The sequence below is a fragment of the Ensifer sp. CCNWLY38 genome (genome assembly GCF_037120565.1).
Lineage (GTDB): Bacteria > Pseudomonadota > Alphaproteobacteria > Rhizobiales > Rhizobiaceae > Ensifer > Ensifer adhaerens_H.
Genome location: NZ_JBBBBO010000019.1, coordinates 38,888 through 54,273 on the forward strand (window position 1 = coordinate 38,888; position 15,386 = coordinate 54,273).

Below are 15,386 nucleotides of genomic sequence, written 5' to 3' on the forward strand. Positions count from 1 at the left end.
GACTGGATGCAAAGCGCCAGTTACGCCACTATGAAATCGTAGCGGCCGATTTTTCCGTCGCTCGTCGCCCTAATATCGAGCAACAAGGCTGCGTTGAATATGCGGTCACGTTCATTGTCCGGCTCACCGGCAAAATACAGCTGCGTCGTCAGCACCTTCCCACCGGGCCGTTGGACTTTCACGTGGTAATGCCGGGTGCGCCCAGGATAGATCCCTGGCACGATCGTCTCGAACCACCATTTGCCTTCTGCATCGGTGAATTGATGTCCGCGGAGTTTGTATCCGCTATTGTCGTAGGTGCCGATCTCATTGGCATGCCATAACTCGATCAACGCTTTTGCTACGGGCTGGCAGTCCTTGGTTAGTACGTAACCAGCAAGCGTCATCCTTTCACCGCCCGGTGCATCGCTCGCGAAGTCCTGTTTTTCAGGGCTGCCCGGCGTGAAATACGGGCCCTCGGTCTGCGCGGGCGTTAGATCGTCGTCCTCATCGCAACTGGCCGTAAGCGGCAGCTCCGCAGGAGGGCCGGCTGCATGGCCGAGTTTCGGCAGCACAATCGGCGTGGCGACGAAGCTGATAAGGAATTGTCGCCGGGTCGGCATGGCGTTGTATCTCCAAACATGGAAACCAAGATCGTCGCGGCTCCATTGGGCAGAAGTGGGGCGGCCGCTAGCAGAATTCTCGACCGACAACTTCATCAGGCGAGGGCTGCTGCTGGAGCGCCCGCGGCAGCTGGAAATGCTCCGGCAAGGGCTGCTCAGGGCAGGCTTGCCGCCGGGAACATTGGCACGCGAAAATCAGTCGCCTCTCGAACTCGCAACGTGTTTTGAAACTTGGCGGTCCCTCACCTGCCAAGAACAAAAATGCGTACCCTTCACGTTTGGAACCAACCACCGAGCGAAATCGGAACTGTCCAAACAGGCGAGGGACGATAGTGAAACCTACACCGCCCTACCTCGAAAAGCGGCCATGGTGCTACGTGATGCGCGCGAAGTCTGATCCACGTCGAACAAGGATGGCGCAACCGGCTTTGTGCGCCTGCCCTCACCTAATGCAAGAATGAATCTATCCGTTTTCTATCGTTTGCCGTCGCGCGACGGTTGATGATGGTGCGTCCACGGGCATCCTTCATGATGTAGCGGCCATTCGCAATCTCTTCGGTAATGCCGCCTTCGTGGCGAACGCCGACATCCTGCCCATTGGCCTTTGCGTTCCCACGACTGGAGCTGTTGGACTTCGAATTCCCACCGCTGTTGCCGCCAGCATTCCCACCTCCGCTGCCGCCACCATTCCCGCCACCGTTTCCGCCATTTCCATTTCCGCCCCCGCCTCCATTACCATTGTTGGCGAAGGCGGCCGTTTTGACGACCGCAAGCCCGGCGCTCGACGTTTCGAGGCTGTAGGGCAAAGAGATGGCGAGGGTGCAGACTGCCGGCCAGAATGCTGCCAGGATCATCCGACGCGTGATCATCGTGATCATAATGTCTCCACGGCTTTTCGTACGCAAAACGCACTTAGCGCGGCGGGCAACGAACTGACTTTGCCCCTGACTGAGACCGCACAGTCAACTCGCTCCAGCCAAAAAAAACGGCTCCCTGAGGAGCCGGTGAGGTAATCAAGGGGGCCAGGGGTCAGGGTCGATCTGGCCCCGGTTGTCTGCATTTAAAAAGCATGCCAGGGCTAGAACTTCATCAATTGTCGCTCCGGCGTGCGGGCTTTTAGAGAGGTAGGGTGGCGCTAAAGGTTCCTCTATGGGACTTCAGTCCCATTCCTCGCCGCAAAGGTCTTACTTTGGTTGTTGCGAGTTCCGGTCGCCAGGTTTCCCGTTTCAGCTATGGCATATCGGTCCGTCACCGCCATGGCCGACTAGCGGCTTCACAGCAGTCCGCCGGACGGCCCTGGTGCCCGTGGCCCGGTTCACATGGAAGAGAATTTCAGCATTTTCGGGCAAGAGCGGGATGCTGTCGTCAGGGTATCTTTCGCTCACTACGAAAAGCCCATTTATCGGCTCGCAGTTTTGACGACTTGCCGAACGATTTCGGCCGTTGACCTCATTGACTGCTGATCGAAACTGGGATCGACCAGGAAGGCAAGGCTCGTTTCTCCAAGCACGCGGGCGACGGGGAGGCATTGCGGCGGCACCATGCCAAGATCGATGAATGCCCGTTCCCGGTAAATCTCAGGGCAACTCCCGCTGAAACAGGGAATGCCCTGACCATTAATTTCGGCGACGATGCGATCCCGACCCCATCCTTCGCGCAGCATCTCCGGCCTGACGAAACAGTAGAAACGATACCAAGCGTGGACGACATCCGGCGGCGGCAGAGGTGTGCGAAGCGCCGGCAGATCCTTAGTGGCTTCGTGAAGGACCGCCGCGTTCGCTGCCCGGATGTCGTGGCTGCGTGCAAGGGCTGCGAGTTGGGCGGTCCCAAGCACGGCCTGTATGGACGTCATCCGCCAGTTGGTACCGATTGACTGGTGTAGCCAGCGGAACCCGGGCGGGTGATCCGTGTTGAACACAGCATCCAGGCTTTTGCCATGGTCCTTGCGGCTCCAAGCCCTTCGCCACATATCCTCGTCGTTCAGGGCGATCAGTCCGCCCTCGCCTCCTGTGGTAATGATCTTGTCTTGGCAAAACGAGAATGCTGCGATCTCGCCGAAGGTCCCCACGGGGGAGCCAGCTATCGACGCTCCATGCGCCTGAGCGCAGTCCTCGATAACCCAGAGACCATTGTCGGCAGCCAGCGCATTGATGGCGTGCATGTCGCACGGCCAGCCGGCGAGGTGCACCGCGATGATGCCTTTGGTTCTCTTCGATAGGCACGGGGCGATGGTGTCTGCGGTTATGTTCTGGCTTTCCTCATCTACGTCGGCGAACACTGCCCTGCCCCCGGCCATGACCACGCAGGACGCCGAAGCGATGAAGCTTCTTGGGGTTACGATGACCTCGTCGCCAGGCTGCAGACCGATCGCGTGCAGCGCTAGTTCCAGTGCGACGGTTCCGTTTGCGACCGCGATCGCATGGCGCATTCCGAGATAACGTTCGTAGGCCTGTTCGAAGGCGCGAACATGCGAGCCGGTCCAGGCGTTGACCTCGCCGCTTCGCAATACTGTGCAGACGTCTGCGATTTGCTGTTCATCGTAGATAGGCCATCCGCGCATCTTTGACCCCTGCGTCCGCGTCATCTTGGCGTCTATGGAAGCACCCAGCGGACGAGGACGAACGCTTCTGCCGCTTCACTCATCACGGTTGCCCCTCGCAGTTGCGCCAGTGCCGACAGCGTCCTTGCTGACCGCTCGTGCGGCGGCGGGCGGATTTGTGACGCAAAGCACGCCAAGGCTTCGAGCTTCCTGTCGATTTGACGCGAAATGTCGACGAAGATGTTCGGTGTGAAGGCGGGAGTCAGGTAGGGCGCATTCCAGTTGGTCTCGGACAGCGTTTCATAGGCCAGGATACGAAGGGGAAAGCTTTCCTGGTGCGGCCGGCTCGCCACCAGCGCCGACAAGAAAGTCAGCTGGTGATCTTTATGGATATCGCCTGGAAACGGGAGAAGGATGGTTTCGGGTGACAGGGAGCGAGCCAAACCCGAAAGCGCACTGTTGACGGCCGAATGCGCGGCAAGATCGAGACCGGCCGCCTCAAAGCCAAGCCAGAAGGTTTCTTCCACCCCAAGCAGCGTATGAGCCTGTTTAGCTTCCGACCGGACTGTCGCGACGCTTTCTGCGGAAAAGGCGGGCGGGCGCCCCTCAGTCACGATCGCCACAAAAACACGTTCGCCCTCCGCGGCCAGACGCGCAATCGTTCCCCCTGCACCTAGCACCTCATCGTCGGGGTGAGGTGCGATCACCAGGGTTCGACCGAACGAGAGCGGAGTAGGCTGTGTCGGACCCTTGCTTGCTTCATCGCGCGTGCTCATCGACGGCCTGCTTCCCCGGCTCCAGGCGGTATGGCGGCACCGTATCGCTCGGCAAGATGACGCCGTGCCTCCTTAAGGTGCTTATCGTTCCGCTTTTCGCCGGAGATCAAGGTCAGCGCGGTCAGGAAAAGGATGCGGGTATCCAGCCTCAGGCCGACATGATCGACATACCAGACGTCGAGTGCGAGTTTTTCTTCGTTCGACAGTCGAGTATTGCCGTTGACCTGCGCCCAGCCGGTGATGCCCGGCAGTACCCGGCAACGCACCCGTCCGAGTTCGCCGAACTCTGCAACGGTGGTAAGACCAAGCGGGCGCGGTCCGACGAAGGCCATGTCGCCTCGCGCGACGGAAAGGAACTGAGGCAGTTCGTCAAGGCGGACCCGACGCAAGAACCGCGTTAACATCGTTTCGCGCAAATGGTCGGGCAGAAGTTGCCCGATTGCGTCACGCTCTTCGCCCATAGTGCGGAACTTGACGATTGAAAAGGGTTTTGCCCCGATGCCGGCGCGCAACTGCCGGAAAAGAAGCGGACGACCGAGAGCAAAGAACACGAATGCCGCCGTCGCCAGCATCAGCGGAATGCATAAGACGAACAGCGCACCAGCGACAATTGCACCGACAATCCTGCCGTTTTCGGCGAGCCCAGCTGTAGGCTCCATCTCGCATGTGTATTGGCCATCCCGTCTCAATCTGCTCTCCGTCAAAAACAACGTCGGTACGCCGCCGGGGCAACGATGCCACGCGAACGTCCTTCCGCACCTACATCCCCGTTATCGCCACCACCAGAACGTCTCCCGGCAGCATTTCCGTCAGCGTCGAAGCCTCGATACTCACCGGTTTGGCGTCGACGGGATTGCGGCGGATCTCGTAGGAGTAAGTGATCTTGGTCTTGTTTGCCTCGTCCGCGGTCGCTGCCGCCATAAGAAGGATTTGTTCCTGGGCCGCCTGCCGACTGGCAATGAGCTTCTTGATCTCCACCTCGCGCTCCTGCAGTTGCATGAGTATTTCCTTCTCGCGATCGGCTCCGAGTTTGGCGAGCTGCAGCTTCATCTCGCTCAGTTCGCGCCGCGAACGGGCGAGTGTGGCGAAAGTCTCGAGCAACTGAGACTTTTCGTTCGACGCATTGTTTTTCGCTCTCGAAAGATCGCTTTCGGTGTTGAGTTCGCGCTTGCGAAGCGAACTGACCCGCTCAAGATCCTTTTCGTTGTTCTCAACCACTTCCTTTTGCTGCGCCACCAGCTGAACGAGAATGTCGATCGCCCCTTCCCCCTGGACGATACCCTCAGACAGGATGGATGCCTGTGACTTGCTGGCGGCAAGGTCAGCGCTTAGGATCTTCTCCTCAACCTCGATAACCCCGTTGAGAGGAAGGTCGTCGACGAAATCCTTGGCGACATCGGGCACGTCTTTCAGGTCGATCTTCGCACTATGCTTGAGCTGGGCGACGAGGCGGGCAGCATAGACTGCCTCGTAAACAATTTGGGCGTCCGCTCCCTCGATTTCGCCGCGCAACCTGGCGCGCGCGACGATCCTGTCGGACGGATTGACGGAAGCAATCTGCGTGCCGCCAGCAAGCCCCACGGCCTGCTCTACGGTCAGTCCGCTGTAGAAAGGAAAGGAACCGGGGCTGCGCACTTCTCCCAGAACGAAGATTGGACGGAAGGTAGAGATATTGAGCGAAAGCTTCGGATCGATCAGGATTTCGCGGGACTTGTATTCGGACCGGAGTTTGTCGAGAGCAGCCGTCACCGTCAGCCCACCGATCTTGACCGAACCGATCAAAGGGAATTGAGCATCCCCGTCGCTGGAGATCGTCACCGTGACGGGGAGTTCCGCATCGTCGAGAAAGTCGAAGGTCAGGATGTCGCCGGGCGCCAGCCGGTACTCGGCTGCAAGCCCTTCCCAGGCCGTCAGGCCAAGAAAAAGCAAAAGGATCGCCGCGAGCAGATACTTCGATATGCGTCTCGTTAGGCTTCGGCTGCGGAAAGAATTTATGATTGCCGCCATGCGATCGCGCCTCTCGAAAGAAAAGACAACGCTCGGAAATCGTATTGCTCGCAGACTATATTCCGCGGCTCGCGGGACAGTCAAAGGAATTTGGTTGAAAATCCGGGATAGCAGTAACATTATAATACGGGCAAACGGGGGAATATTACTAATCCTTTCTTGCGCGAGCGGATTACTCCTAAAGCATTAATCAGATACATTATCGTTCGTCGGGAAATCCTTCTGGAAGAGGTGCGTGACGATCCGTAAGAAACTGCGAGGCGCCAGGAAGGCGTTCGACGAAATCGTCAAGCGGGAAAAAAGCCTGAGGGACAGGCTGGCGGCGGTCGCCCATTTAATGGCCGGCAACTTTCTCGGCTCGATCGTCGGGCTCGCCAGTTTCGCATTGACGGCGCGCGCCCTCGGGCCGACGGACTATGGCGTTCTCGCCTTGTGTTTCGCATTCACCAGGGCTGTTGAGCGGCTTGTCAGCTTCCAGTCCTGGCAGCCACTCATCAAGTTCGGAGCTGAGGCGAAAGAGGGAGGACGCGATGACGATCTGCGTGCGATCCTGAAGTTCGGGCTCGTCCTGGATGTTGCAGCGGCCATCGCCGGTTGGTTGATCGCCATCCTTCTGGTCCTCCTCGCCGCGCCCCTGATCGGCGTATCGGAGGGTACGAGGGGGCTGGTTTTGATGTATTGCTTCGTGTTGCCGTTTCAGATTTCCGGCATGCCAACCGCGGTCCTCAGGCTTTTCGGCAAATTCACGTCGCTTGCCTATGGCCAGGTGATCTCGAGCTTCTTGCGCGTCCTCCTGTGTTTTCTCGGCTACATCAGCGACGCGGGGATCTTCGAATTTGCGCTGATCTGGATAGCGGCACAGGTGCTGAGCTCGATTTCGCTCGTCACCTTCTCCCTCGTTGCCCTCAGGCACGAGGGGCTGCTAGACGGATTGGCATCAGCCTCGATGGCACAACTGGGCACACGTTTTCCCGGTCTGTGGAAATTCGCGATTTCGGCCAACCTTTCGCTCACCATTCGAGCCAGCGCCAATGAACTTGACACGCTGCTGGTTGGCTACCTCGCCGATCCGGCCTCCGCTGGGCTGTTTCATATCGCCAAACGCATCGGTCGCCTGGCTCAGCAGGCCGGCGTCGAGGTTCAGACAGTGCTCTATCCCGAACTCGCCCGCGGGTGGGTCACCGGCGCGCGCTCTGCATTTCGCCGCGCGGTTTCCCAGACACAGTGGCTGCTTCTGGCATTCGGCGTTGCGATGAGCGCCGGTTTCTATGTTGCGATCGAACCGTTGCTGAAGTGGACCGCCGGACCGGAATTTGTCGGAGCCGCGCCGCTTGTCGTAGTGCAGTCCGTTGCAGTGACCATGAACTTGGTCGGTGCCGTTTTCCGTTCCGCATTGCTGGCGATGGGAGAGGAGCAAAGGATACTTTCGAGCGTTCTCATCTCGGTCGTCGGCTTCTACGCCACGGCATTGATCTTCATTCCGCAAATCGGCGCCATGGGCGCCAACGTCGCCCATATCGTCATGTCTTCCGTGTGGCTGGCAATGATGTATGCCGCCTATCGCCGGCACGTCTAGTCAAGCAAAACGTGTTCAGTTGCTCGGATAACGTCCGACGAGGCGTTCGTCTGAGAGCCACTGCATGAAATCGTCGAAGTTCGACCAACCGTTGCCGTCACCATCGGCCCACGGGTCGTTGCGCGCCGCAACGGCGCCGAACTGCGGCTCGACCGCGTCGGCCATGCCATCGAGGTCGGGATCGAGATACGGTTGGCCGTTGGAAATCTCCGGCAGAGCGCCGGGCGCCCTGATCATCTTGCCGCCGCCCTTTTGCCCGAGGGGGCCGATTTCGGCGGCCACTCTTATGTCAACAGCATCACGCGGAAAGGCGCCCGCGTTTGCCGTTACCGACGCATAAATCGCCTCAGCCGGTTCTGGATCGGTGATCGCCAACGGACAGGGTGGCTTATCAACGACGAAGCCGAGCGTATCGGGCGCAACGACGACAATCGTTTTCTTGCCAAAGCCCCAAGTGACGTTGCCGCTTTGGTAGATTTTCGGCTTGTCAACGCTGGCCGCATCGTTCCAGTTTATCGCGTAGGTCAGATCGTTCGTGCTTGGGCCGGCCTTAAAATAGTTGCCGACGTAGGAGATCGGCGTTCCGCCGGAGAACTGCGAGAATATCTCGCCCCATTCGGATGCGGCGTTGAAGAAAACATTGTTGACGATCTCGATGCAGGACCCCCCATAGTGGTTATTATCAGGGTTCCTGTCACGATTGGAAACGCAGGCGTTCCTCCAGAAGCTGATGTTTTGCGGGCCCCGTGGATCCGAACCGAGAAGCGCGCATTTGCTGTGTTTGTTGAGGCCCTCTGCAAATAGCGAGTTCGCAACGGTAAGATCCGTGGTGCTGGCGTAGACGTTGAAATTTTCGTCCGTTGCCCACGATGTCGATACGTGATCCACATAAACCAGCCGGCTGTTTTCGATCGTCATTCCGTCGACATTTGGTACTGAGTTGGCGAACTGCGGACGCATCCGGAGATGACGGATGATGACGTTCATCGATCCCTTGACGACGAACGGTGTGTGTCGTCCCTCACTGTTTGTCTGATCGATGGTCAGCAGGATGCCTCCACCCGGCGCTGTCTGACCGAGAATGGAGAGATTCGCATTTTGCTCCCGCACCACCAACGAGCTTTTCAGCCTGATCGTACCACCGACCCGGAAAATGCAATTGCGCGGACTGCTGAGATCAATACAGGCCCGCAAACTGCCTGGGCCGGCGTCGTTGAGATTGGTGACCGGAATGATCGCGCCTCCTCTCCCCCCGGATGCAAGCTTTCCATAGCCCTCAGCGTGAGGAAATGCCGCTTGGTCCTCGGCCAATGTCGGGCCTATCGAGGATGCCAGCGCCGCCAAACAGGTGACCGCGAGCGACCACCCTGAAATAGAAGGCCGGCGAAACAACAAACTATCCGAACTCGAAACCGCCTTCGCCAAGTTTGTCATGTGAAATCTCCTGCTCGGGCTCCACATCCGTTCGCCGGGGGAAGAAAGCTGGACGAACGACGTTGGTTTTAACGCATGTCATCGAAAGGCACTAGCCGCCGCCAATCACGCTATCGCAGCGTGGGAGGTATCCGGACGGACCGAACGCTTCTTTTAAAGTTACAAAGATTCCGCTGAGCACTGATGCGGCGCAAACGGCCAGCTAGCGACGGGTGCCGCCAGACGAGGGCGATGGACCGCCTATTGTGATCAGGTCATATATCCGAATATTCTCAGATCCAAGCCGGTTAACTCGATAACGCGGTTATTGCTGTCTCGATAATGGCCGGCAACGAATGCGCGTATGTTTCGGTCGATATTACTGTGCAGTCTATCGTCGAATGATTGCGGGGTTAGGCGCGCGAAGATGGGCTGCATCCGCGCAAAACGCCGCGCGAAGTGCGGGATTCGAACTATCCCGCCACGGCTGAGTTCGTTGTTGCTCATGAGACGGTTTGCAAGGCGCTGAACGACCTGCATCGTAGCCGGACGCCTGCTGTTGGTAACGACCTTTGGGACCGAGGTGGGAGGCGGCATCTCCATGAACTCGGTGATCCGGCACACGAAACCTTCCAAGTCGCGCACCATCATCTCGAAAGGTAGGACTAGGACGCGGCCAAAGAGTTCCTGATAATGCCGGATCAGTCGGTCGAACTCGTAGACTTCGAGACGGAACCCAGGCATGCGTCCCAATTGTGGTTCAGGCGTCTCGAGAAAGCGATCAAGCGAGAGATCCCCGCCGTCAGTGATGTACTGACTGTACATTGATCTGATGAGCGAGATCTGCTCTCGCACTACAATCAAAATTCGTGCCGCGGGAAACGTGCGCACAAGCCGATCCGCAATCAGCATGCGGTCGTAACTGCCGCTCGGCGGATATCCGGACAATCGTTCATGGCTAAGGACGAAGCGGAGGCTTTTGTCGCGCGCAGCCTCGATATAGGGCAGGTAAAGGCGTCGACATATAGTGTGGTCGAAACTAAAATTGTCGGGGAATGCGATGTCTTTTACAATGCGCGCCCTCGACCCGCCTATGTTGCTGGAGTAACCATTGATAGGTTGGAAGCAATGGTCCTGCAGATAGGTCGATCCGGTCTTGTGATAGCCGATATGGATAAGGATGTCGGCGAAATCTGCGTCGGCCGACGTCATTTTTGCGCTATCATTCACCCGATTGAAGTTCATCGCACCCCTCCTGAGCGGATGCCTTTGGGCTTGGCCGGTTGGTAGCAGTCGCCTCCCTGATACAGGTGTCCCATTTTGCCATAATGATTTCGGTCGAGAAACGGAGGATTGTTTGATAGCCGGCTTCCGCAAATCTTCCGCGTAGGCGATCGTCTGACATCAGAACCTTCAATGCGGCCGCTAAACGGTCGACGTCATCGACGGGAACAAGGAAGCCGGAGATCCCGTCCTCAATGATCTCCGCCGGACCAAAGTCGCACCGAGTAGAGATAACCGCCAGTCCCCCGGCCATCGCCTCCATCAAGACGTTTGGAAATCCTTCATAACGCGAACTGAGAACGAAGAGGGCGGCATCGTCAATCCAGGACCCGGCTTTTGCCGTCACACCGGCAAGTGAGATTCTGTCTTGCAAATGCCGAGCTCGGATTCTCTCTTGCAATTGGCGCCGGTCCGGCCCCTCCCCGTAAATCGCCAGGCGCCATTCGGGGACCTCCGCACATACTTTGGCAAACGCATCAATAAGCGTATCAAAGCCTTTCTGATCCACCAGCCGACCCACTGCCACGACCCGTAAGGCGCTACGGTTAGGTTCAGGCCCAGCGTGTCGGTCGCAAGGATTGCCGATGACGACCGCCTTTGCCCGCAGCGGTGCGGGTAGAGTTTTGGAGATAGCCTCTGTTTGCATGATTAAGCGTTGCGCTTGCCGCAAAACCAAGGGTTCGATCAATCTCCAGAGGAAATGCTTGGGTTGAGCACCAGGGTTGTTGCGCTCCGAAACGAGCACTGGAATGCCTAGTCCGCGTGTAGCAAGGAGGGAGACAATGTTGATTTTCGTCAAAAAGGAGAGCACGACGTCGGGGCGAAGCTTTCGAAGTTCTGCGCGGAGCCGCAAAATCCGATTCACAGTTTTGAAGGAGCTCCTTGTCAACGGGCCCTCCCGGGTGTCCGGCAAGCGATGGACCACTACACCGCTGGGCAACGAAAAATAGCTGTCATCTTCATCGGAGCTGAAAGCGAAAACATGCACTTCATCGCCGCGCTGATGGCGGTCCTTCACGATAAGGCTGACGACCCGTTCGGTTCCTCCCGCGCCCAGGCCTGCTTCAACGAAAGCAAGTCGCATGCTTCCTCACAATCGCACAGTGCCACAGTTTGGTTCGCGCAGCAGGGATGATTGAGTCAATTTCAAGAATAAAAGAGGCCTTTGTCTAGTTCCATTCTGGTGTCAGTGCACAGGGCGCGGGGTAGCTTAGAATTTACCTAGTCAAGTTCAAAATGCTCCTTGTAATCCTGCTTGAGGCGATCGGGCTGATCTTCCTTTCGCAAGACACAGTTGCCAACGACAAGGCGTTCTATCTCGGTGCCCATGAAGCAATGGAACGCGTCTTCCGGAGTACAGACGATCGGTTCGCCGCGCACATTGAAGCTCGTGTTGACCAGAACCGGGCAACCGGTGCGGGCCTTGAATGCAGTTAGCAATTCCCAATAGCGCGGATTGGTCTCTCTATGCACGGATTGGATTCGGGCCGAGTAATCGACGTGAGTAACAGCTGGAATCTGCGATCGTGAGACGTTCAGACGATCGATACCGAACAACTCCTCTTCATCAGTGTTCGGATGATGTCTTCGACTTTCCAATACATCGCCAACAAGTAACATATAGGGACTGTCAACATCGAGATCGAACCAGTCCGACATATCCTCGCGCCTTACAGAGGGCGCGAACGGACGAAAACTCTCGCGATATTTAACCTTGAGATTGAGCGTTTTCTGCATGGTAGGCGACCGTGGATCGCCCAATATCGATCGCGCCCCGAGCGCACGGGGGCCGAATTCCATTCGTCCCTGCATCCATCCCACAGCCTTCTCCTCAACGAGAGCATCGACGGTGCTTTCGGCAACCTCCATGTCTGAAAGAACGGTGTAGACGGCTCCCTTGGCGGAAAGGCGCTGTTCGATCTCCTTTTGGTCAAAGGCGGGGCCAAGGTAGGCACCGGCCATGCTGTCATGACCGTTGACCCTGCGATCATTGCGGAGGAAGCCGTGCCAAACAGCAAGGGCCGCGCCAAGCGCACCTCCGGCATCGCCCGCTGCCGGTTGGATCCAAATGTTGTCGAACATGCCCGCCTTAAGGAGCTTGCCATTGGCGACGCAGTTCAGCGCTACACCACCGGCAAGGCACAGGTTTCTTTCGCCTGTTTCATGCTGTGCAAAGCGTGCGAGCTTCAAAACCACCTCCTCGGTCACCGCCTGAACGGACGCGGCCAAATCCATTTCGCGTTGAGTCAAGGCGGATTCCGGCTTTCGAGGTTCGGCTCCAAAGAGACGATGAAAGGCCTTAGAGGTCATGGTAAGGCCGGTGCAGTAGTCGAAATACTGCTGATCCAGGCGAAACGAGCCATCCTCTTTGAGATCGATGAGGTTATCTAGAATGGTCTGAGCGAAACGCGGCCGACCGTAAGGTGCTAGCCCCATAACCTTGTACTCGCCCGAATTTACCTTAAATCCCGTATAATAAGTGAACGCAGAATAGAGCAGGCCGAGAGAATGGGGGAAGTGGATCTCCTTGAAAAGGGTGAGGTGACTATCGACACCATGTCCTACTGAGGTCGTGCACCACTCGCCCACGCCGTCCATTGTCAACACCGCCGCACTCGAAAAAGGTGACGGAAAGTAACAGCTGGCTGCGTGCGACATATGGTGCTCGGTGAATAGAAGCGATCCCCGCCACTCTTTCGTGCCAGCCAGTTTCCCCAGCTTCTGCTGGAGAATTTTCTTCTGAAACAGTTTTTCCTTAATCCAGATCGGCAGCGCGGTCTTGAACGAGCGAAAGCCTCTTGGAATTGTTGTGAGATAGGTTTCAAGCAATCGTTCGAACTTCAAGAACGGCTTTTCATAAAAGACAACATGATCGATTTCGCTCATGCTGCAGCCTGCCTCGGTTAGGCAGTACTTAATCGCGTTCGTTGGAAAGGCGGGATCGTGCTTCCTACGGGTGAAGCGTTCTTCCTGCGCGGCAGCGACGATCCGTCCGTCCTCGACCAAGGCGGCCGCACTATCATGATAGAAGGCCGAAATGCCGAGAACTCGCACTCCCCCTCTCCGCGTCAGAACAAGGTGTAGATAAAGGGAGCAACTGCTGTGCCCTGGGTCAGAACCACAAGAGTTCCAAAGAGAGTGACCATGACAAGGACGGGAAGCAGCCAGAATTTCTTACGGACGCTCATGTATAAGAAGAGCTCGCGAACCATGTCCATGTGTTGGTCCCTCATCGCGTTCGATCACAGCCGGCGACTGCGTTCCTAAAACTGATTTCGCATTGTGGACGGATCCGGCTCCTCTAAAGGATCGTTGACCCAATAGGTGGCTGCCGTCCGGTCAAATTTCAGTGCGAGAGGATCGTGACCTCGCATTCTCAGGAAGAACCCGATTGGCACGAACGTCGTCACATAAATGAAGAGCATCACAATGGGATTGGCGACCTTGAACAGGAGCAGGCCGAGCTTGCTCCACATCTCGTTGGGAATTGCGAGAGAGGCCGGGTAGATTAAAGCCAGCAAGATCAGAAGACCACCCACACTGGCAAAGCCGAGCATAACAGGTGTCATTGTTCCGGTGATTATCCATCTCGCCGCAACAAGGCAAAGGAGAATACCGCCCACCGTGTAACCGAAATTACGATTCGATGGCTTTTCCGGAATATCCTCGAACAGTTGCTCGTGCAAATCGCTCACTGTCTCTCACCTACAGAGTACGGATTTGACGGTAAGGTGCGTAGCGCGATTATTGTTTCTTTGCTCCAGCCAAGGATTCAATAGGTCGGCACAACGATGGTCAATATACCATTGGATATAGACAGCGAACGCGTTGTTGCGAAGCTATCTGATATTCGTTGCCGTCCTGGACAGCCTGTCGACGGTTTCCAGGTGTCGGCTGATGACATCAGCGGCAAAGGCTGCCCCGTCGCGATTGAAATGGCTGTCCGGGGCATACAGGCGTGCGGGATCAGGCTGCCCCTCCAGTGCACGACGCAGGTCAATGAACTCGATTTCTTCGGCCGCCGCGGCATCGGTCACGATTGTCCGAAGCTGATCGAAGACGCGGTCCGCAGAGAATGGGCCGATGAAACGGTCGACCCTCGGTACATATACAATAGCGAATTTTCCGCCCCATCCGGCGGTTAGTGTCTTAGCTCGACGCAAGGCCACTCTGAACTCCGGCATTGCACGTGCAGCCTTCGGGTAAATTAATCCGAGCCGCGTGAAGGTCTGCTGCAGGGCGATGAAGTTTCGAAGCATCGCCGTTCGTGTCAGTATATCGATGAAATTGACCGGCTTGCTGTTGTTCCGATTCAAGATGGCTCTGGCTTCTTGCAACGCTTGCTGCGCGGTTGACTGCGTTCCGAAGTGGGCGGTTGGCGAAAGCGCATGACGCAGCCAAGGTTTGTGAAGCTCGGTCTCGAAGTTCTCCCAGTCATTGCCCTCGAAGAAAACCATCAGCACGTGGCGTGGCCGCAAGAGCGGCCCAAAGCGGCCCAGCGTGGCGAGTTCGAGCAAGGGGCCGTTACCCCGAATTCCCGCCCCTGCCGTAGAAAATCCGCTCAGCCTTAGACGCGACGCAATATCCTGGCCGGGTGGCAGGCAGAATCCCTCCACAAAGGAATCGCCCAACAGCATCAGGTCCACCCGCTTATCGTAAACCTCGTCCGGATTGTTGAAGCCATAGCGATCCGCAGTGTACTTTATGATTTGATTGTCAGGGGTACACAGGACCACGTTGCTATTCGGGAAGCCCGACAAAAGAGCTGTCGATAGCTCTTCTGTTCCCAAAAAACGGTTCAGACTGCCGAGAGCAAAGCCGCGAACGATAGTCTTGTCCTGTTCAACGGTTTCCGCCTGCGCGGAATTGAGTTGGCCGAGCATCGCCAGCCGCACCGAAATCGATTGGAAGGTGAGAAACGCCTCGAACGCGAAAAGGGCCGCGAGAACGCTCAGACCGTAAACGCCAACTGCGATGGCAAAGGGCGGTTTCGCAAACAAACCCGTTGCTAGGAAGGCTACGCCCAACAGGCCGGGGATGGCCACGTAGCGAATGAAAAGCGGGAGTTCCGAGGCAAAATCCCGAAAATTCAAAAGCGCATATGCCGGGCTCATCAGGAGGTAAACTGCAATGAGCGCGCAGATTAAAATGCCAAGTTTTCGCTTGATCACAATGTTTCTGCTTTCTCG

The 15,386-nt window shown here is 57.1% G+C and carries 14 protein-coding genes; 1 reads left to right on the top strand and 13 read right to left on the bottom strand.

Annotated features, from left to right (window positions below):
• Window positions 1-20: 20 nt before the first annotated feature.
• The 6 genes from V7S54_RS30245 to V7S54_RS30270 form a co-directional block, all read right to left on the bottom strand.
• On the bottom strand, window positions 21-698 hold the full coding sequence (locus V7S54_RS30245) for a dioxygenase family protein (protein WP_336409666.1): 678 nt from the start codon (window positions 696-698) through the stop codon (window positions 21-23).
• A 350-nt stretch (window positions 699-1,048) separates the two neighbouring features.
• The gene (locus tag V7S54_RS30250; RefSeq protein ID WP_336409695.1) at window positions 1,049-1,471 is read right to left on the bottom strand and encodes a hypothetical protein; all 423 of its coding nucleotides are present in this window, start codon (window positions 1,469-1,471) and stop codon (window positions 1,049-1,051) included.
• 530 nt (window positions 1,472-2,001) lie between these two features.
• Complete coding sequence (locus V7S54_RS30255; RefSeq protein ID WP_336409696.1) at window positions 2,002-3,162, bottom strand: DegT/DnrJ/EryC1/StrS family aminotransferase; 1,161 nt, start codon at window positions 3,160-3,162, stop codon at window positions 2,002-2,004.
• 32 nt (window positions 3,163-3,194) lie between these two features.
• A complete protein-coding gene (locus V7S54_RS30260) occupies window positions 3,195-3,917 on the bottom strand; it encodes a PIG-L deacetylase family protein (RefSeq protein WP_336409667.1) in 723 nt (240 codons plus the stop codon).
• Window positions 3,914-4,606 carry a sugar transferase gene (locus V7S54_RS30265; RefSeq protein ID WP_234793224.1) on the bottom strand — a complete coding sequence of 231 codons (693 nt, stop codon included), beginning with the start codon at window positions 4,604-4,606 and terminating at the stop codon, window positions 3,914-3,916. The genes V7S54_RS30260 and V7S54_RS30265 overlap by 4 nt, the downstream gene beginning before the upstream one ends.
• A 70-nt stretch (window positions 4,607-4,676) precedes the next feature.
• Entirely contained in the window at window positions 4,677-5,924 is a 1,248-nt protein-coding gene (locus V7S54_RS30270) for a polysaccharide biosynthesis/export family protein (protein ID WP_065377222.1), read from the bottom strand.
• A 235-nt stretch (window positions 5,925-6,159) separates the two neighbouring features.
• Here V7S54_RS30270 and V7S54_RS30275 point away from each other — a divergent pair, with 235 nt between their 5' ends.
• Window positions 6,160-7,500, top strand: a complete 1,341-nt coding sequence (locus V7S54_RS30275; protein WP_442892633.1) for a lipopolysaccharide biosynthesis protein — start codon at window positions 6,160-6,162, stop codon at window positions 7,498-7,500.
• A gap of 15 nt (window positions 7,501-7,515) precedes the next feature.
• Here the strand turns inward: V7S54_RS30275 and V7S54_RS30280 are convergent, their stop codons facing one another.
• The 7 genes from V7S54_RS30280 to V7S54_RS30310 form a co-directional block, all read right to left on the bottom strand.
• Window positions 7,516-8,934, bottom strand: coding sequence for a pectate lyase family protein (locus tag V7S54_RS30280; RefSeq protein WP_336409668.1), 1,419 nt, complete (start codon window positions 8,932-8,934; stop codon window positions 7,516-7,518).
• 249 nt (window positions 8,935-9,183) lie between these two features.
• On the bottom strand, window positions 9,184-10,158 hold the full coding sequence (locus V7S54_RS30285; RefSeq protein WP_336409669.1) for a sulfotransferase: 975 nt from the start codon (window positions 10,156-10,158) through the stop codon (window positions 9,184-9,186).
• Window positions 10,136-11,281 carry a glycosyltransferase family 4 protein gene (locus V7S54_RS30290; protein WP_336409670.1) on the bottom strand — a complete coding sequence of 382 codons (1,146 nt, stop codon included), beginning with the start codon at window positions 11,279-11,281 and terminating at the stop codon, window positions 10,136-10,138. The genes V7S54_RS30285 and V7S54_RS30290 overlap by 23 nt, the downstream gene beginning before the upstream one ends.
• A 137-nt stretch (window positions 11,282-11,418) precedes the next feature.
• Window positions 11,419-13,251: a carbamoyltransferase family protein gene (locus tag V7S54_RS30295; protein WP_336409671.1), complete on the bottom strand. Its 1,833-nt coding sequence runs from the start codon at window positions 13,249-13,251 to the stop codon at window positions 11,419-11,421.
• 14 nt (window positions 13,252-13,265) lie between these two features.
• Window positions 13,266-13,415: a DUF5989 family protein gene (locus V7S54_RS30300; protein WP_234793223.1), complete on the bottom strand. Its 150-nt coding sequence runs from the start codon at window positions 13,413-13,415 to the stop codon at window positions 13,266-13,268.
• A 45-nt stretch (window positions 13,416-13,460) separates the two neighbouring features.
• Window positions 13,461-13,892 (bottom strand): hypothetical protein, encoded by a 432-nt coding sequence (locus V7S54_RS30305; RefSeq protein ID WP_336409672.1) that lies wholly within the window; start codon window positions 13,890-13,892, stop codon window positions 13,461-13,463.
• Window positions 13,893-14,036: 144 nt separating this feature from the next.
• On the bottom strand, window positions 14,037-15,368 hold the full coding sequence (locus V7S54_RS30310) for a GDSL-type esterase/lipase family protein (protein ID WP_336409673.1): 1,332 nt from the start codon (window positions 15,366-15,368) through the stop codon (window positions 14,037-14,039).
• Window positions 15,369-15,386: the final 18 nt, after the last annotated feature.